The organism is Shewanella sp. DAU305 (genome assembly GCF_026802235.1).
Classification (GTDB): domain Bacteria; phylum Pseudomonadota; class Gammaproteobacteria; order Enterobacterales; family Shewanellaceae; genus Shewanella; species Shewanella baltica.
Window position 1 is genome coordinate 600,590 of the sequence record NZ_CP113808.1, and the last position, 16,982, is coordinate 617,571.

18 protein-coding genes are annotated in these 16,982 nt (G+C 46.7%); 14 read left to right on the plus strand and 4 right to left on the minus strand.

The genetic code is table 11. The annotated features are described in order from the left end of the window. The first annotated feature begins 36 nt into the window (after nucleotides 1–36). The 7 genes from OX890_RS02550 (at nucleotide 37) to OX890_RS02580 (ending at nucleotide 8,370) form a co-directional block, all read left to right on the plus strand. Nucleotides 37–408, plus strand: coding sequence for a GntR family transcriptional regulator (locus tag OX890_RS02550; RefSeq protein WP_268650052.1), 372 nt, complete (start codon nucleotides 37–39; stop codon nucleotides 406–408). A 53-nt stretch (nucleotides 409–461) separates the two neighbouring features. Continuing rightward, nucleotides 462–1,325, plus strand: coding sequence for an ABC transporter ATP-binding protein (locus OX890_RS02555; protein ID WP_268650053.1), 864 nt, complete (start codon nucleotides 462–464; stop codon nucleotides 1,323–1,325). Next, nucleotides 1,322–2,632: an ABC transporter permease gene (locus OX890_RS02560; RefSeq protein ID WP_268650054.1), complete on the plus strand. Its 1,311-nt coding sequence runs from the start codon at nucleotides 1,322–1,324 to the stop codon at nucleotides 2,630–2,632. The genes OX890_RS02555 and OX890_RS02560 overlap by 4 nt, the downstream gene beginning before the upstream one ends. Nucleotides 2,633–2,760: 128 nt before the next feature. Then, nucleotides 2,761–4,566, plus strand: a complete 1,806-nt coding sequence (locus OX890_RS02565; RefSeq protein ID WP_268650055.1) for an AMP-dependent synthetase/ligase — start codon at nucleotides 2,761–2,763, stop codon at nucleotides 4,564–4,566. Nucleotides 4,567–4,709: 143 nt separating this feature from the next. After that, nucleotides 4,710–7,160, plus strand: coding sequence for a toxin-antitoxin system YwqK family antitoxin (locus tag OX890_RS02570; RefSeq protein ID WP_268650056.1), 2,451 nt, complete (start codon nucleotides 4,710–4,712; stop codon nucleotides 7,158–7,160). Between the two features lie 128 nt (nucleotides 7,161–7,288). Beyond that, nucleotides 7,289–7,699 (plus strand): acyl-CoA thioesterase, encoded by a 411-nt coding sequence (locus OX890_RS02575; protein ID WP_268650057.1) that lies wholly within the window; start codon nucleotides 7,289–7,291, stop codon nucleotides 7,697–7,699. A 122-nt stretch (nucleotides 7,700–7,821) separates the two neighbouring features. Then, on the plus strand, nucleotides 7,822–8,370 hold the full coding sequence (locus OX890_RS02580) for an HPP family protein (protein WP_006084842.1): 549 nt from the start codon (nucleotides 7,822–7,824) through the stop codon (nucleotides 8,368–8,370). Nucleotides 8,371–8,436: 66 nt separating this feature from the next. Here the strand turns inward: OX890_RS02580 and OX890_RS02585 are convergent, their stop codons facing one another. The 3 genes from OX890_RS02585 to OX890_RS02595 form a co-directional block, all read right to left on the minus strand. After that, nucleotides 8,437–9,129, minus strand: a complete 693-nt coding sequence (locus OX890_RS02585) for a hypothetical protein (protein ID WP_259516125.1) — start codon at nucleotides 9,127–9,129, stop codon at nucleotides 8,437–8,439. A 45-nt stretch (nucleotides 9,130–9,174) separates the two neighbouring features. Further along, nucleotides 9,175–9,441 (minus strand): GNAT family N-acetyltransferase, encoded by a 267-nt coding sequence (locus tag OX890_RS02590; protein WP_115335933.1) that lies wholly within the window; start codon nucleotides 9,439–9,441, stop codon nucleotides 9,175–9,177. Between the two features lie 62 nt (nucleotides 9,442–9,503). Then, nucleotides 9,504–9,932, minus strand: coding sequence for an acyl-CoA thioesterase (locus tag OX890_RS02595; protein WP_259563505.1), 429 nt, complete (start codon nucleotides 9,930–9,932; stop codon nucleotides 9,504–9,506). A gap of 156 nt (nucleotides 9,933–10,088) precedes the next feature. Between OX890_RS02595 and OX890_RS02600 the strand changes: the two genes are divergently transcribed. The 4 genes from OX890_RS02600 (at nucleotide 10,089) to OX890_RS02615 (ending at nucleotide 12,802) form a co-directional block, all read left to right on the plus strand. After that, nucleotides 10,089–10,484, plus strand: coding sequence for a GFA family protein (locus tag OX890_RS02600; RefSeq protein ID WP_268650058.1), 396 nt, complete (start codon nucleotides 10,089–10,091; stop codon nucleotides 10,482–10,484). A gap of 3 nt (nucleotides 10,485–10,487) precedes the next feature. Continuing rightward, complete coding sequence (locus OX890_RS02605; protein ID WP_259570653.1) at nucleotides 10,488–10,844, plus strand: MerR family transcriptional regulator; 357 nt, start codon at nucleotides 10,488–10,490, stop codon at nucleotides 10,842–10,844. A 193-nt stretch (nucleotides 10,845–11,037) separates the two neighbouring features. Then, on the plus strand, nucleotides 11,038–11,424 hold the full coding sequence (locus tag OX890_RS02610; RefSeq protein WP_259528791.1) for a carboxymuconolactone decarboxylase family protein: 387 nt from the start codon (nucleotides 11,038–11,040) through the stop codon (nucleotides 11,422–11,424). 295 nt (nucleotides 11,425–11,719) lie between these two features. Next, nucleotides 11,720–12,802: a hypothetical protein gene (locus tag OX890_RS02615; protein WP_006084849.1), complete on the plus strand. Its 1,083-nt coding sequence runs from the start codon at nucleotides 11,720–11,722 to the stop codon at nucleotides 12,800–12,802. Between the two features lie 94 nt (nucleotides 12,803–12,896). Here OX890_RS02615 and mtnC read toward each other — a convergent pair whose 3' ends face one another. Next, on the minus strand, nucleotides 12,897–13,577 hold the full coding sequence (gene mtnC / locus OX890_RS02620; RefSeq protein ID WP_006084850.1) for an acireductone synthase: 681 nt from the start codon (nucleotides 13,575–13,577) through the stop codon (nucleotides 12,897–12,899). A gap of 242 nt (nucleotides 13,578–13,819) precedes the next feature. Here mtnC and OX890_RS02625 point away from each other — a divergent pair, with 242 nt between their 5' ends. From OX890_RS02625 to OX890_RS02635, 3 genes are all read left to right on the plus strand, one after another. Beyond that, entirely contained in the window at nucleotides 13,820–14,977 is a 1,158-nt protein-coding gene (locus OX890_RS02625; protein ID WP_268650059.1) for an alpha/beta hydrolase-fold protein, read from the plus strand. A 203-nt stretch (nucleotides 14,978–15,180) separates the two neighbouring features. After that, complete coding sequence (locus tag OX890_RS02630; RefSeq protein ID WP_006084852.1) at nucleotides 15,181–15,615, plus strand: hypothetical protein; 435 nt, start codon at nucleotides 15,181–15,183, stop codon at nucleotides 15,613–15,615. Between the two features lie 96 nt (nucleotides 15,616–15,711). Beyond that, nucleotides 15,712–16,725 (plus strand): DUF3137 domain-containing protein, encoded by a 1,014-nt coding sequence (locus OX890_RS02635; RefSeq protein WP_126490890.1) that lies wholly within the window; start codon nucleotides 15,712–15,714, stop codon nucleotides 16,723–16,725. Nucleotides 16,726–16,982: the final 257 nt, after the last annotated feature.

Consider the following 16,982-nt stretch of genomic DNA (forward strand, 5'->3'; position numbering starts at 1 on the left):
GGTGTATCAATGTATTAATACAGTGTGTAAAGGCTAATGTTAGAACTTTTAAATGTCAACCCCAGCAGTGGCGAACCAATTTACAAGCAATTACACGAACAGGTCGTGCGTTTAATTGTGGGCGGTCAACTGCAAGTGGATGATGTCTTGCCCTCTGTGCGCCAGATTGCCGAGCATCTTGCAGTGAATCCTATGACTGTCTCCCGTGCGATTCAGCAGCTTGTCGATCAAGGGTGGCTCGAGCGCCGCCGCGGTCAAGCGACAAAAGTCGCGCTGCGCACTGAGACTATGGCATCGGGCGTGAGCATGCTCGAACCCCAACTCGATGCTTTGTTGTCGCAGGCTAAACAGTTAGGCGTCAGCCTGCCCGAGTTAATGCAATTGATAAATGAACGCTGGCAAGACTAGCGTTAACCTACTGTCACTTATCGATAAAATAGAATAAAAAAGGATGATATTCGATGGACCAAGCGTGCACACCAATACTTGAATTTAGCCAAGTGAATAAAGTCTTTCGCGGTAAAGGCGCAGGTGAAAAGTGGGCGCTTAAGGATTTATCGTTAACCTTGTCGGCGGGCATGGTGGTTGGGCTATTGGGGCAAAATGGGGCGGGTAAATCGACCCTAATGCGCTGCGCTTTGGGTGTGCTCACACCAGATTCTGGCAGTATTGTTACCTTAGGCGAAACGCCTGAGAATTTAACCTCCAAGGCAAAGGAGCGCTTAGGTTATGTGCCGCAGCAACCTTTTGGTTATGAAGGTTTTACCATTGAACGCGCTCTCGATTTACACCGCAGTTTTTATCCCAATTGGGACATGCAATTAGAGCAAGATTGGCTAGTACGGTTCGAGCTAGATGTGACTCAACAGGTGCAACGTTTATCTGTGGGGCAAAGGCAATCGCTAGCCTTGATTATGGCGATGGCCTATCGCCCTGAACTGTTGATCCTCGATGAGCCCGTCGCCAGTCTCGACCCGATTGTACGGCGTAAATTTATGGTCGATTTGTTCGATCTCGCCCTCGAATCGGGTTCCGCTGTACTGTTTTCATCCCATATCACTTCAGATATCGAGCGGGTTGCCAGTCATGTGGCGCTGATTAAACAGGGCGAATTAGTGCTGTTTAAAGAAATCGATGCCCTACGGGAACAAGTGCGTTTACTCACACTCGCGCCCGAAACGGTTTTGCCTGAGTCGGTCACTGTGTTGAGTCGTGTCGGTGATTCAGTGCTGGTGGATTTAGGCGAGCACAGCGCGCTAATTTCGGGCGTGTTAAAGAACGAAGCGCTTAATCTGGAACAGCTTTTTATGGAGCTACACAGATGAGTGCGCCAGAACTAAACATCACGCCGACAGCTAAAATAAAAGGCGCGCGGTTGATGAATCCTTTTAAAGGGATGCTGCGTCTTTGGTGTTTTGACGTCGGCAGTGTGAGCTTTTTAGGTACTGGCTTACTGGGAATGGTCTTAGGTTGCATTACAGCGTTGCAGGGCAAAAGTGACAGTGCTGAACTATTGTTTTCTATGGGAATCGTTTCAAGCTCGGCGGCGGTAGCATGGCAACTTATACGTTTGATGGCGAGTGAATGCGCCCAGTTAATTCCCCATTATCGCCGCCATATTTATATCCAAAGTGCAGTGGTGTTAACCAGCGTATTTGGCATAAGCGTATTGTTTTGTTTGGCTCTGGGTTCAACGTCTAGCCTACCCACCTTAGTGTTGGCCTTGGCGATGAGTCTTGCCTTTATTTGCCTGTGTTTACTCAGCACTCAGTGGTTTTACGCCTCCTTTTTATTGTTTGTTTTAGTGCCGTTTATCTCCTTGATTACAGGTTATATCCCCCTATGGTTAAGCGCGATTGCACTGGTGGCGTTAGGTGCTTTCATTATCCGTATCTGCCGCGCTTTACCTTGGCGTGCTGAGGCGAGAACTGTGTACCTCAATGGCCTCGAAATGGGCTGGTTCTGGCTGCCCAATTTGCAATCGATGCGTATCTTGAGCCGTTTTGAGCGTTATCTGCATCCCACCAATTTTTTTATCGGTCCTATGCTGACGATTTTACTGCTGCTCATACCGGCAGTCTGCCTAGTGCTTGGGGTGTTGTCGCACCAATTCCATCAGAATTTCCCCGTGTTACTGCTGTTGGCACAGTTCAGCGTGATTATGTGTTCGCTGGTGCATTGGAGCCGAGTGCAACGCTCGCGCTCGACAGAAACCTTATTGCTGATGCCAGGATTTGATGGTCGAAAAGGACTCATAGCGGCTTTTTGCCGTGGCCAGCAACGACTGCTGAATGTGGTCGTTGGGATTATGCTGGCGTGTAGTCTGCTGCTGGGTTGGCTCAGTGGTGATCTGAATATGCAGTTAGTAGGTCATCTTGTGCTCAGCACTTACTGGGCCTGCGCTTTGACCTTAGGTTTTGGCTGTATGTGTCGCCGAGTGTTGCATGTCACGCTCACTATGATGGTTGTTGCGGGGCATTCCCTGTGGGTGTCCATCAGCCTTCCATCGTTACGCGATGGCGGCAATCTAGGCGATTGGATTATCTGGGATATGCTCTTAATGATACTTGGGAGCATAGTACTGATTTGGGGCAAGAAAACCCTCTGGAAGGGAGATGTCATTAGCGGCTAAACGGATATAGATTGCAATATTGGGACTCAGTTTGCACAAGATTAGAGCAAAAACTCTTAGTTTTTGACTGGCCTTCAGGTAGAATGGCCAAAAAGCGGTACACTTGTAAGCTAAAAGGTGAGTCTCTTATGTCTCTCGATCAATATCATGTTATTCGACTATTACAGCAGCAGAGCGAGTCTTTAAAGGACGCGATAGCGCTGGAAGGTTTTGAAATGGCCGCTCCTTGGTATCAGGTGAGCTGGCAAGCCTTTGACCAAATTAGCAGTAAAATTGCACAAGTGTTGATCGAAATTGGCGTACAAGTGCAAGACCGTTGCGTTATTTTGGCGCAAAACTGCCCACAGTGGACCTGTGCCGATGTCGGGACGCTTAAAAGTCGCGCCGTTGTGGTGCCGATTTACCCCACCAGTACCGTCGAGCAGGCGAGCTTTATCGTTAACGATGCGGCGGCGAAAGTCATTTTTGTCGACGATGCTAAACAATACGCTATGGCCTGCGAGCTTCAAACCTTATGCCCAAGTCTTGAGCATGTGATTGTTTTTGATGCCAGCGTGGCACTTGCCGCTGACAAAGCTGAGCAGCATTGGCATTTAGATGCGCTGCTGGCGGGCGATGCGAAAGCGATGAAGCAAGAAATTGAGCTTAACCAGCGTTTACAAGCGGCCAATCTCGATGATTTACTGACCTTAATTTATACCTCTGGCACCACGGGCGATCCTAAAGGCGTGATGCTGGATTACCGCAATATGGCCTCGACCATACGTCAACACGATCAAAAACTGGCTTTCCATTCTGGCGATGTGTCTTTGGCATTCTTGCCTTTGAGCCATGTCTTTGAACGCAGTTGGAGTTTTTACGTTTTGTGCCGTGGCGGTCATAACGTCTATTTGCAAAATACCCAAAGAGTGAAAGAGGCGATTAGCGCCGTGCGTCCGCATACCTTGTGTGTGGTGCCGCGTTTCCTCGAAAAAGTGTACAGCGCCGTACAAGATAAAGTCGCCAAGTCAGCCGATGGTCGTAAGAAGCTATTTGCTTGGGCGATGCGTGTTGGTCAACGCCAGTTCGAAGTCGGCCAAGGTCGTGCTAAGGGCGGATTATGGTTGTCGCTGCAATGGCGTTTGGCCCACAAACTTGTGTATAGCAAGCTGCAAGCCGTGCTTGGCGGGCGTTTGAAGTTTATGCCCTGCGGTGGCGCGGCATTAGATGTGAATGTCGGCAGCTTCTTCCATGCGATTAATATTCCTGTGCTGTGTGGTTACGGCATGACGGAAACCAACGCGACCGTGACTTGCAATACCTTAGGTAATCGAGTGCCAGGTTCTAATGGTCAACCTCTGCTGGAAACCGAAATCAAGCTAGGCAAGGACGATGAGATTTTAGTCCGCGGTGCGACTGTGATGCGTGGCTATTACAATCGACCAGAAGATACCGCCGCCGCCTTCGAAGACGGTTGGTTAAAAACCGGCGATGCTGGACGTTTTGATGCGAACGGTAACTTATTTATTACCGACCGTATCAAAGAGTTAATGAAAACCTCTAACGGCAAATATATCGCGCCGCAACGGGTTGAGGGTGCTGTGGGTTGTTGTCCTTTTATCGAGCAAGTGGCGATTATTGCCGATGCGCGTAACTATGTGACCGCCTTGATTGTGCCAGCGTTTGAGTCACTGGAAGCGTGGGCGAAGGACAAAGGGCTGAAGTATGAGTCGCCTTTAGAATTGCTACGCCATAGTCATGTGGTTGAGCATTTTGAACAACGTCTCAAGCAGTTGCAGCATGAATTGGCGGGCTTTGAACAGATTAAAAAGTTCACACTGTTGCCAGAAGCCTTCTCGATGGAAGCGGGTTTAATCACCCCAACGCTCAAGTTGCGCCGCAAGATGATTTATCATAAATACGCCCACGAAATTAATGCCATGTACAACAACTGATTGTTAAGTCATTGTTACTAAAGGCCGCGGTTGCGGCCTTTTTTGTTTCTGCTACTTCCTGAAGCGCTTAACTTAGCTTAAAATTCGCTCCGTTTACTGGTGCGCATGATGCGCAAGTTATCGGTATAAAGGGCGTAGTTTAAATGGAACTTTCGATTCGTAGTCTTTTCGCAGCCACTGCGGTGTTGTTGTCTGCTTTTTCTGTCACTCCTGCTGCTATCGCTGCGGATTACGACAAAATCGTCCACGGACCTGTGGATTTACCCCATGGCCAATGGCTTAATTTCTATCAAAAAGATCAGCAAGTGTGGGGCGAAATGCTCTACGGCGATGCGCCCGGCGTGCGTATTGACGATTATGGCCGAGCCGAAATTGTGGCGGTTTTTTACTATGACTTTGATAAAGGCGGCACTAAAGAAGTGATCGTCATGCTCAAGGATGCCGATGGTCAGCACCTGCGCGGCTATGGTTTTGATGGGGAAGAGCTGACTAAACTACCGCGCCTACAAGTTATGCTCGATGAAGTGACCCCAACCTTAACCACGTTTACCGTGGGCGGCGTCCGTAAAGTGCTAAGCCAAATTCCGCCACAACAGTACCGTATGACCTATGATGTTGAAGCAATTGAAGATCCTGCCATTAAAGCGATTGTCGATGGCTCAACTAAGCTCAGGCCAACCTTAGTGGGTTATCGAAATTCCGAAGGTTCACCCGTCGATGTAAAAACCGCCGTCGAGTATAAATTACGTTATCCACTGACTCGCAAAGATAAAGATGCTCAAGGCATTGAGCGCCAATACAGCTTAGTGACCACCTTTGATCGCAGTGGTTATAGCGAAGAAGACGGTAGTTTTGTATTGGTGAGTGTGGCCTTTGAGGCCGATAACTTCGACTGGCTTAAAAGCGGTGGCGCTGAAATCCCCCGCACAGGCCCATTCTACAATTTTATGAGCATGGGCATGGGGAGCACTTGGGCAGGGCTTGCGAGTGAAAGTCATTATGCCCAAGGTCTGCTCGATGGTGCCTATGTTGCTTACGATGGCCGCAATGGCAATGTGATGTATTCGGGCGATTACAAGCAGGGTAAAAAAGTCGGTAAGTGGATGGAAGCCGATAGCCGAGAAACCTATTGGGAAGGTGAATACCTTGACGGTAAAAAACAAGGTAAATGGATTGCACAGTCGATATTCGATGAGGCCGATAACTTCGGTTTTGCTCACTATAATCAGGATGTGCTCGACGGACCCTACGAAATTTATGCACCAGATTATGGCTCCAGCACCGAAGGCGCTAAGCAATTAATGGAAAAAGGCATTTATCGTAACGGAGTCAAAGACGGTGAATGGTTAGAGCAAGATGGGACGAAAGGTCGCTATGAACAAGGCGTAAAACAAGGGCCTTGGACTGAAAAGATATCGGTTGGCCATTACCGCGATAGTCTAGGTCAGGGGAGTTACCTTGAGGGGAAACGCACTGGCCCTTGGCTGTTTACTTTTGCTGGGGGGAGTAAAGCCGAGGTGAGTTATCTTAATGGTTTGCGCCAAGGCGAGGCTAAGTCATTCAATAAAGATAATGTGCTGCTTGTTACCAGCCATTATGAACAGGGCTGGCTCGATGGTCAGAGTATTTGGTACTCAATCCCTAACGTAGTGAGTAGTATCTCAAACTATCGCCATGGTGAGCTAGATGGCCCGCAAATGCATTTTGATACTAAGGGTGAACTGACAGGGTTAATGAGTTTTAAATTAAATGAAACTGTGACACTTAAGCCCTCGCAAGACGAATGCATTATGCGTAAAAATCCCTACGCAGCGGATTGTGCAGGGATAATCAATCAAAAAAATACTGAGACCTCATCGATAAAGCACGGTGAACAGCGTGAGTATCATAGCAACGGCAGCTTGTACAAATTAGCTTACTACAGCAATGGCCTGTTAGATAAAACATACCAGTTTGATTCCAATGGCCGTTTGTTAGAGATGACAAGTTACCAAGCGGGTAAGGAATACGGTCCAAGTCTGCGTTATTCGACCACGGGCGGTTATGCTCTGCGTATTTATGCTCACAATGTCAATAATCGCCTCTCAGGCCCACGTTACAGTTTCTATGCTAACGGCCAATTAGAGAATCTGTGGAACTATTGCCAGCAAGAAGGGGAAACCTGGAATGGTGCGCCTTACTACTGGGATAACGCCATTGCACGCTGTGGTATACAGCGGGAGTACTTTGATAATGGTGCTGTGAATTGCATCGAAGAGTTAGATAGCAATTATGCCGTAGATAAAGTGTGTTACGACATCAATGGCAAGTTATCGAGTGAAATGCTGCGCATCGATGAACAACATGTGGTCCATAAACGCTATATCAATGGGGTGATTTATCAGGAAGAGCCGGGTTTTTCCGATTATTCGCATGTGACCAAAGGGCGCAAAATTTATCACTTAGAAAACCCTAAAAGCCATGGTGTGTTTAAGTCCTACCGCAGTGGCAAGTTAGAATATGAAAAAATTTATGATATGGGTAAGGCAGGATGCTTTAAAAAGTATGATGCCAATGGCAAGCAAACGGCAGAAACCGCCAGTTGCCAATTCTAAGGTCTAGGTTTGTTTAGCCTTTAGGGTCTGGTAGGCTTGGGATAAAGGATGAATTTGGTGCGGGTAGCTTAATCGCGATAATCATTAAATTCATCAGCTTATAGAATAACAATAAAAGGGAAGTCCGAATGCCAGTTACCGAATACAGCCTCGAAATCCACCCAAGATTCACAGAAACCGATGGTCTAGGCCATATCAATAACACAGTGATCCCCGTATGGTGCGAAGCCGCGCGCACGCCAATCTTCGAGATTTTTAATCCAGAGTTGGATTTACATCAGTGGAATCTTATCGTGGCCGGCTTTACCGTGGCGTTTATTGCGCCAACCTATTACGGCAAAAGCGTGACAGTGAAAACCTATGTGAGCCGCATCGGTAATAGCAGCTTCGAACTGACTCAAACCTGTTGGCAAGCGGGCAACAAGACCGCCGAAGTGAAAACCACACTGGTGCATTATGACTACAGCCACGAAAAAAGCCGCCCGATTCCTGAAGATATCCGCGAAATGCTCGCTAATCTGAATGGTGAAAGCGCCTAGCTGCCCTGTCTCTCGGTCAGCGCAATTGCAATTGCGCTGCTGAAGCGTTAATTTGTCGACCCGCTAACTGTGATGCAGATCACTTACCTGTATCGCCTAATTTTTATCGGTTCGGATTAATCATGAGATTCTATTTTACCCGCATGCGCTCGAAGGACATTTGTCCACCAAGACAGCCACTTAAAAAGATTGTGTGGTCATGGGTTGGGGCTTTCTGTGGCATTTACTTGGTCGCGAGTCTCGCAAATTATATGAGCGAAAACCTCGTCGGCACTATGTTTGTGATTGGCTCATTCGGTGCTTCTGCTGTGCTGGTATACGGCGCACCGCTGGCGGAGTTTTCTCAACCGCGCAACTTGATTGGTGGCAGTGTGTTATCGGCCTTAATTGGGGTCGCCGTTTACCAAGTGTGTGGCGATTATGTGGTGCTGGCCAGCGCCTTAGCGGTATCCCTGTCTATCGCATTAATGTACTTGACTCGCACTCTGCATCCACCGGGCGGTGCAACGGCATTGATCGCTGTGATTGGCGGTGAAAACGTGCATCAACTCGGTTTTCTCTACGCGCTAATGCCAGTGTTCCTCGGCTCAGTATTACTCTTATTGGTCGCGCTGGTGGTCAATAACCTCTCCACCGATCCCAAGCGCCATTACCCTGTGTATTGGATTTAGCTCTGTACAGTACAAGTGTTTTTAAATGTAAAAATAAAGGCTTAAGCTCGGATGCGGCTTAAGGCTCTACTCTAGATAGATAAGCAAAAAGGTGCAGTTAAGCACTTTGAAATTAGAATTTTGGATTGGCGTGTAGATATCCGCAGGGCTGAGACCACGCCAAATAGGTCTTTGCTCGTGGGTTAATTTAAACACCTGCTGGGCTCGGTTTAATGTGACACTGAGTTGCGCACCATCGAATTGCCAAGTTCCTGTGTGTTGTTCTAATTCAAAATTATCATTAATGGGCCTCTCATATTCGAGCACGGCTTGGCCTTGAGGCGAAAGATTCAGGGTTGCATCACCCGCAGCACAATGATCTGTTCTGATAAAGTCTGGTGGCAAAGGTTGCAAAGCCTGTTCACTGTTACGTAAGTAAATACCGATATTATTCATACTGAAAAAGTGCTTACCTTCGGCAAATTTATACTCTGTCGGTTCGGCAAAACCTTGGCCTTTGAGGAGATCTTCAATCTCAGTGATGGCTTGGGAATCGCGATAAGCGGGATTGGTGGCAATGGCCGTATTAGGGAATTCTGCCGGAATGGCGATGGTACTCTTACTTACTTGCCAGCCAGATTGAATCAAGGCGGTTTCAATTGCTTTTACCTTAACGGGTTCAATACCTTGGGTAATCAGAATGGCTTGGCGTTGTTGGCAGGCGGACAAGATAAGTAAGCTTACAAGCAGTAAACTTTTACGACATAGGGCGACTGTCATTTAGCGGCACTCCTTTGCTGCGATGTGTTTGCTTATGTTTTAAGTCTAGTTTTTCAAAAACTTCTGCACATACCAGCAGCTGGCTTGGATAGCCAAATCTTGGCTTTTGGCCCATTTAAGTCCGTGGCGAACTAAGCGTTCGGCAAGTCCTTTACCGCGCAGTTCGTTGGGGACAAAGGTGCGGCTAAAATCGATATCCTTGCCTGATAATTGGTATTCCAACACGGCTTCATAGCCATCGACAGGGATAATAAAACGCTGTCTATCCTGTTGATGTTCAATAGCTATCTCAATATTTTCGTTATCTGACATACATTCTTCCCTCAAGGAGTGGCTTAAAGTGTGCTGGCAATTTAGCTATCGATTTGGTTAGCTTAGGCGACTTCGTGTTGTTTGAGAATCGCCAGCAGTTCTGCCGGTAAGTCGGCCTTTTTGCCGGTTTTAAAGTTAAACATCACCGCGACTGAAGTACCTAAGGTGGTTACTGCCTGCTGCTGTTTACTAAAAGCCTGATAATGCATGGTAAATCTATCGCTGTGAATATCGCTAATGCTGACACTCACTAATAGAGTATCGGGGAAGGTCACTGGGCGTTTATAGCGGGCCTGATTTTCGCTGATCACCGGGCCAATACCTGATTTATACAGGCTATCTAGCGGGAAAAGGCGATTGAAAAAGTCGATACGTGCTGTCTCAAAATAACGGAAATAGACGACGTTGTTGACGTGTTGTAACGCATCCATTTCGCCCCAAGCCACGGGGATTTCGGTCACTATAGGGTGCTGTGCGAGAAACTTTTCCATTGTGTTTTCCAGTGTGTTTGGCATTGAATTGCCGATCTAAAAATGCGAGTTGAAACGCTCGTTTAAGATGGTCAGACTAGCAGCATAAAGAACAAGCGACAAGCCATGGCGTTATAGGCATTTAGCGATAACATTAAGCGAAACAAGGAGCAGTGCATGATTAAACGAGTCGGAAACACCCATATTCAAGCTGAACACCAAGCGTCTTGCCACTGTGGCGCTGTGGTGTTGCAATTATCGCTGCCCAATGGCATCGAAAATCCGCGCCGCTGCGATTGTTCTATCTGCCGCCGTAAGGGCGCGATTGTCGGCTCTGTACCGCTGGCGGGGATCAAAATCCTTAAGGGTGAAGAGGTGCTGAAATGCTATGAATTCAATACCAAAACCGCCAAGCATTACTTTTGCTCCAACTGCGGTATTTACACCCATCACCAGCGGCGTTCCAATCCCCATGAATATGGTTACAACATTGGTTGCCTCGAAGGGGTCAATCCATTCGATCTGGAAAATGTGCCCACGAATGATGGTGTTAACCATCCTGCGGATCGTTAGATTATGAACATAGGTCAGTTTGCTGCACTCACAGGTTTGTCGGCGCATACGCTCAGGTATTACGAGAAAATCGGTTTGCTACGGTCTGTGGTGCGAAATGTGAGCGGGCACCGCGACTATGCCGCGAAAGAAGCAGAATGGATTGGGTTTATCAATCGCTTGAAAGAAACGGGCATGCCACTAAAGCAGATTTTGACCTATGCCGAACTGCGTGCTCAAGGCGATACAACCGCAGGTGAGCGACAGCAATTACTTGAGCAACATGCCGCACAATTGGCAGAGCGTATTCGCCAAGAGCAGGCGCACCTGATCGCCCTCGAGCAAAAAATCCGCTATTACCAAACGCATTTCAGTGATTAAGCTTAGCGATTCGGTTCAGTCGCTCAGTTCTGTATTTAAATCCTAATCGATTAATATTATTCGCTTTTATCTTTAGCTGCTGTCTTCCTGCTTCAATCACAGGGTTACCTGCATTATTCATCAATCAGCCGTTGACTTAGAGTTAACTCTAAGGCGTAAGCTGACTTCTGTGGTCAAATCCTAAGGAGTCAAAATGAGTAATCAAAGGTATGTGCAGGGCTTAGCTAAGCTGACTGAAATCGACGGCGAAGCGGGCGAGAAAGTGATCAATAGTCTGGCAAATATTTGTCCCGACTTGGGCAAGTACATTATCGAATATCCTTTTGGGGATATTTATCAGCGTGAAGGACTCGATCTTAAGACACGGGAGTTAGTCACAGTCGCGGCGCTCACTGCATTAGGGCATTGCCAGCCGCAGCTTAACGTCCATATTAATGGCGCATTGAATGTTGGTTGTGCACCGCAGGAAATCGTCGAAGTGATACTGCAAATGTCTGTTTATGCTGGCTTCCCCGCAGCACTGAATGGCATGTTCGTCGCGAAAGCTGTCTTTGCCGAGCGGGAGTTAAGTGTCGTTTGAGTCTACTTTGAGTTAGGTTCATAACACTTCATTGAGGCGATCTTAAGGTCACTTTAATTTTACTCATAGGTATTACTTTCAAATCCATTTAAACGGTATTTCTGTTCCGCATCATCGACATAGAATCTCGTGGGAGATTCATTTCGCCGCTAAGGGACGATTCGGCAAGTTTTGTTAGTGAATTGCCAAAGTTAGTCGCTACACTGGCATAGGTGACGCGAGTGTCGCCATAGATTTTGCAGCTTACATCGGCAACTCAAGCGTGTCTTAATCGTAACCGGAATTTAAAATTATAATGAATTTAGGTCGTTACACTGAATCTGCCCGCCTGCACTTACGGCAAGTCATCAAGCCTTTGCCTAGCGAGCTCCAGCTAGGGTTGAGCAAGTTGTGGCGCTACCTAAGCCAAGGGTTTGCTAAGTTATCCTTTGCGCAAAAGCTGTATCTTATTGCCTTGATATTGGCCTTTAGTACCGACTTGATGGGTGTGGTCGCCGTGATTGCGGTTATTGCTATGGCCATCGAGTTTTGGCCCGTGTTCGAGCGGGTCTGGCACAGTTTGGCGGGCAAGGCCGTGTTGTTGCTGTTTTACGCCATTATTGCCAACTTTGCCTTAGGTTGGTCTGGCGCCATAGTTAACGAAGTGGTCGGGGTGTCGGCAAGTCATCTGGACTACACCCATAACTTAGCGATTTTACTCTATATGCCCGCTTGGTTTTTAATGGTGAGCGCAATTGTGCTGCTGGCATTGCAGTTGATTATCCCCATCTATTTAGTCTTAATTTTTTTGCTTAAACCTTTAGGTGTCAAATCGTTACGGATCACCTCACATACATCATTTCGTAAAACGACCTTTACGATCCGTATCGTGTTGGCGGCTGTGGTCTTATATCACTTGAGCTTACTGATTGATTTAGAAACCCGCCTTCAAACCTCGTTCGCAGACTTTATTACAACAACTCAAGAAGCCTCTGAACATAATCCCGTCGAGCCAGCATTAGGGCTTATGCCGCATACGACCGATGTGCTGACGGCACCGATTGCTGAGTTAGCTAAGATTAAGCCCGAGCTTGAAGCCAACAAACCGGCTGATAAACAAACTGCCGATGAGCGCGAAGAAGCGGAACGCAAGCAAACCTATGCGTCGGTGCGGGCGCAATATCAGTATCTCGTGCGGCAGTGGTTAGCGACGTTTGCCTTTGCGCTTGAAGCCAATAGCCGTTCGCGTTGTGAAAAGCCAGCCGAGTCGAATGTGATCGAGTTAAATGACTATGAGATTTTGCAGATAACGCCGGATAAGAAAGCGGATTATGGTTATCGTTTTGAGGTGAAAAAGTGTATCTCGGCCGCATTTCCTTTGACGGAAAAGGGCAAATAAGCTGCCCCATAAAAAAGCGACCATAAGGTCGCTTTCATTTTGGCTAAATCAGCTTGGCTGAGTGAGTCGACTATCGTGTTATTCAACAATCACGTTATTCAATCAGTAGCTCATCGAAGCTGCTGATGGTGCGGAACTCACCCGTGCGTTGTTTGCTATCGCGTACCATTTGGCAGGTCATCATGCCTGCAGCGTCGGCAGCCTTTAATTCTTCAATCACATCAGACACAAACAGCACTTGCTTAGGGCTTAAGCTGATAGTGTTGAGGATATTGCAGTAAGCCTGTTTATCTAATTTGTTGCCGGTACGGGTATCAAAATGACCGTTAAACATCTCGGTTAAATCACCGCCGTCACTGTGGCTGAACAACAGTTTTTGCGCATCGACCGAACCCGATGAAAAGCTATAAATACGCAGATTTTGTTCGCTAAAGCGTTTCACTGCTTCAATAAAGTCAGGGAAGATATGGCCCTTAAATTCGCCATGGGCGTAGCCTTGCTTCCAGATCAAGCCTTGCAGAGTTTTGAGTGGTGTTGCTTTACGATCTTCGCTGACCCACTGCTGCAAAATTTCAGTCACGCGTGCTAAGTCCGCATCTGGCTCTAGGGCGATATCTCGGGTGTCACAAATACAGTTTTCAACCAATACATTGTGTTGGTTCTGTTCTAAAAAGTCTGGTAAGGCTTTGACAGAATAGGGGAATAGTACATCTTGGATAAAGTTTAGGTCTGTCGTGGTGCCTGCTGTGTCTACGACTATGGCTCTGATACCCATAATGTTTTGATACTCCACAATATGTTGGCTTAAAAATGCAACTCCGATCCTAAGCGTTATTGGCGAAATTGGCTAGTCTATTTCGCGAGTCTTACCACAGCTATCACAGCCTAAATGGGAATACTTAGGGTTTGCGATATGCTTGGCAGAAGGATTAGGCCGTGAGATCGAATTTACTTTCAATAATACGGGTGTTAACTTCGGCTAATACTTATATAGTTGATTTTCAAGGAATGAAATTTATGCGTACGCTATTAATTCTGCTGGTGATTTACAGTTTTGCATTCTTCAATGTGTCAGCAAATGCCGATGATACTTTTCCCGCTCAACCACTGATGTTAAAGGTCAGTTCGAGCCTGTTAACTGAGCCTGCTGACTTTAAGGTGACATTGCCGGCCAGTTACCAGTCCAATACTGATAAACGTTACGTGGTACTGGTGGATTTACATCCTCGTAGTCATGGCTATCTCGCTGGAATGGAAGATTGGATGAGTCATAACGGTGGCTGGCCTTGGCTGGAAACCATTATCGTGACGGCGCCAGATGGTCATGCAGGCTTGGGTGAGTTAAAAAGCTTAGCCACTAAGCAGCAAGAAAATCAGCAGTTTTTAGATTTTATGGAGCAAGATCTACTGCCCGCCATCGATAAACAGTATCGCACAAATGGTTTTCGGATCCTCAATGGCTTCACTGGCTATGCCACTTTTAGCCTCTACACGCTTTTGAATCGCCCAAGCCTATTTAATGCTTACATCGCCGCAAGTCCCGTACTGGATGATAACTACGCTTTTGTAATGGCAGATGCTGCAAAGAAGCTCGCAGGTATGAAAGGGAAGCCAAGATTCCTTTTTATGAGCACTAGCGACAGTGATTTCGAACAAAATCAATTAGCTGACTTTGCCAAGCTTGAAGCCATTATCAAAGCGAACGCTACGAATTTACTCGATTATCGCATCAAGCGCTTCGATGGCACTTACTATATGACGCAACCTATTTTGGCGACGGCTTATGGTATTGAAGCTATTTTTAACGATGTACACCAAGTGCTTAAGCCTGACTCGGTAATATCACGTCAAGGTGTAGCCGCTATTTTGGCGCATTATAAAACCCTGTCGAACGACAAATATGGTTTTGACGTGCCCGCTACCGATTCGCTTATCGCGTTGGCAAGTTCTGTCGAGACGACTGATCCCGCCAAAGCTATCGATATTTATTTGCAAACCTTAAAAGCGATTCCAACAGCATTCGAGGCCAGCCATGCATTGGCAAGCGCCTATGCGAGCCAGGGTCAGCTAGTTGAAGCGATTAAGTATGAAAAGCAAGCGCTTGAATTAACTGACCATCCATTCTTCCAAGACAAATACAGTAAACAGTTAGCTGAGTATCAGGCGAAGCATTAAGTGTAAACGCTCACGTTTTTGCCTGTCGTTAACTGTACTCATGTGTATAAGTTTGTGGCTACCATAAGACTATGGTCTTAATAGCTAAGGGAAATTTAGCCTGCTATTGTAGCTAAAGTCCCTTTTCTATTCTGTGGCTTGCATGCAGTGGTTTTTCGGGAGATGAGACTGCCTATTTTCAGCTGCAAATAGAGAGACCTTAAATGAAATATTTACCCGCTCTTGGCTTTGGTATCTTATTAGCTTTATTGAGTTTTATCAGTTTCTCATTAGTCGCGAGCGCTGGTTATATGCTGGATATGTTAAGTGCAGTGCCGAAGATTACCCCAAACAGTGTGGAGTACCTGTTGTTAGGGGCTCACGATGCGAGTTTGCTGATATTACTAGCAGGTTTAGTGCTTTACGCTTATCACAGGATTTTTCCTAAACTTCCCTTCGATTGGTTCACTGCTGTGTTTATCCAAATGCCATTGGGCTTGGCTGTGTTAGCGTTAGATGGTTTTAGCTTAAACCTATTGTCATTCAAAGGTTTTGCGCTGACGCTGACCACCTTTGCCGCTTCCTTTGGGGTATTAGTCATCTTCTGGTTACTGCAGCGTCGAGCACGTCGTTTGTCTTTAGCCACGGTTAACGATTAGTTCAGCATATACCGCAGGATGCTTAACTGTTTTTCGGTCACTAAATTATGTAAAATCATTGGCCTAAATGGATTTGAATCGTAAGAGTAGGAGCCAATGAGTTCGATTGAATTTGATATTCCCGAAGATCACCGTATTGCCTTTCAGAAGTATTACAAACAAAAAATCGCCCCTAAATGCGGTCCGTTTGAAGCAAAGCGTGAAGGCGTAAACCAAAGGCGGCGTGAAAATGCCAAGTTCACCACCCCAATCTACTACATATGCATCACGGTGATTTTGGGTGCATTCGCCGGGCTGCTCGGGGTCCAGTTTATGCTGGTGCCTATGGATTATTTTGTGCCTTTGATGATTGTCGCGTTCCTGCCCGCTCCCGTGATAGCGCTAGCGGTCATTGCCTCGGGTAAGGAAAGCGATGAACTCTATAATGCCGCCTTTGAAAAACTCTATCCCATTAGCCTTAAGTATTTTGGCGATGACTTTGCGCTAACGAGGGCGCCTAAGGTCGATTTTTCGACCTTTATTGAGTTGGGGCTACTCCCTAAAACGGATAAGCAGTACGCGCAAAATTGCCTTAAGGGAACCTATAAAAAGGTGCCGTTCCAGTTTTACGAGGTCGATGCTTACAACACTAAATCGAACGATAATGGCTCGGTTCAGCGGGAGACCATCTTCAATGGTGTGCTGCTGGTTTGCAATATTCCTAAGAGATTCAATAGTACTACGCTGTTAGTCACTGATAAGGGCAGTTTAAAAAATCGCCTAGAGGGTTTTAAGGCTAAGCTGTTGCGCGTCAAGCTTGAGGACGTACGGTTCGAGCGGCGCTTTGAGGTTTATAGTAGCGACCAAGTCGAGGCGCGCTACTTACTCAATCCCTTGATGATGGAAAATCTGTTGGCTTTGAGCCGCGAGTTAAATGCCGAAGTTGAAGCCTGTTTCTATCAAAAACAGTTGCTGATTAAGATACCGACAAAACACCACTTCTTTATCAATCAACTGGACTTAGATCGCCCCATCAATTTTAAGCGTAATATCGAGCAGATGTTTACCGAGTTAGGTTATACCTTCTCAATAATCGATACTTTAAAGCTTGATAAGCATACTGGGCTCTAGTGCGTTAGGTTATTAACGAATAAGTGCATGGTATCTATTGGCCCTAGTGTTCTTCGGCTATTTAGCGTCAGTACAACTCTGCTGCGGTAGGTATATTCAGCGCCTACTGTGAGCGGTGAGTTAAGCTGCATAGGCATGGAAGCTGGTACTCAAGTCATTGAACACGCTGTTGATCGCTAATGGGTTGGGTCTATGCTAGCCGAGCTTTTCCTTCGTTTGAATCTTATCAATCACAATCTTCAATATAGCCTGTCGAA

Excerpts from the sequence above, each read along its gene's own strand:
- OX890_RS02565 (WP_268650055.1), top strand. The coding sequence starts at position 2,761 with ATGTCTCTCGATCAATATCATGTTATTCGACTATTACAGCAGCAGAGC.
- OX890_RS02630 (WP_006084852.1), top strand. The coding sequence starts at position 15,181 with ATGAAATATTTACCCGCTCTTGGCTTTGGTATCTTATTAGCTTTATTG.
- OX890_RS02555 (WP_268650053.1), top strand. The coding sequence starts at position 462 with ATGGACCAAGCGTGCACACCAATACTTGAATTTAGCCAAGTGAATAAA.
- OX890_RS02590 (WP_115335933.1), bottom strand. The coding sequence starts at position 9,441 with ATGTCAGATAACGAAAATATTGAGATAGCTATTGAACATCAACAGGAT.
- OX890_RS02625 (WP_268650059.1), top strand. The coding sequence starts at position 13,820 with ATGCGTACGCTATTAATTCTGCTGGTGATTTACAGTTTTGCATTCTTC.
- OX890_RS02570 (WP_268650056.1), top strand. The coding sequence starts at position 4,710 with ATGGAACTTTCGATTCGTAGTCTTTTCGCAGCCACTGCGGTGTTGTTG.
- OX890_RS02595 (WP_259563505.1), bottom strand. The coding sequence starts at position 9,932 with ATGGAAAAGTTTCTCGCACAGCACCCTATAGTGACCGAAATCCCCGTG.
- OX890_RS02550 (WP_268650052.1), top strand. The coding sequence starts at position 37 with ATGTTAGAACTTTTAAATGTCAACCCCAGCAGTGGCGAACCAATTTAC.
- OX890_RS02615 (WP_006084849.1), top strand. The coding sequence starts at position 11,720 with ATGAATTTAGGTCGTTACACTGAATCTGCCCGCCTGCACTTACGGCAA.
- OX890_RS02575 (WP_268650057.1), top strand. The coding sequence starts at position 7,289 with ATGCCAGTTACCGAATACAGCCTCGAAATCCACCCAAGATTCACAGAA.
- OX890_RS02580 (WP_006084842.1), top strand. The coding sequence starts at position 7,822 with ATGAGATTCTATTTTACCCGCATGCGCTCGAAGGACATTTGTCCACCA.
- OX890_RS02600 (WP_268650058.1), top strand. The coding sequence starts at position 10,089 with ATGATTAAACGAGTCGGAAACACCCATATTCAAGCTGAACACCAAGCG.
- OX890_RS02560 (WP_268650054.1), top strand. The coding sequence starts at position 1,322 with ATGAGTGCGCCAGAACTAAACATCACGCCGACAGCTAAAATAAAAGGC.
- OX890_RS02585 (WP_259516125.1), bottom strand. The coding sequence starts at position 9,129 with ATGACAGTCGCCCTATGTCGTAAAAGTTTACTGCTTGTAAGCTTACTT.
- mtnC (WP_006084850.1), bottom strand. The coding sequence starts at position 13,577 with ATGGGTATCAGAGCCATAGTCGTAGACACAGCAGGCACCACGACAGAC.
- OX890_RS02635 (WP_126490890.1), top strand. The coding sequence starts at position 15,712 with ATGAGTTCGATTGAATTTGATATTCCCGAAGATCACCGTATTGCCTTT.
- OX890_RS02610 (WP_259528791.1), top strand. The coding sequence starts at position 11,038 with ATGAGTAATCAAAGGTATGTGCAGGGCTTAGCTAAGCTGACTGAAATC.
- OX890_RS02605 (WP_259570653.1), top strand. The coding sequence starts at position 10,488 with ATGAACATAGGTCAGTTTGCTGCACTCACAGGTTTGTCGGCGCATACG.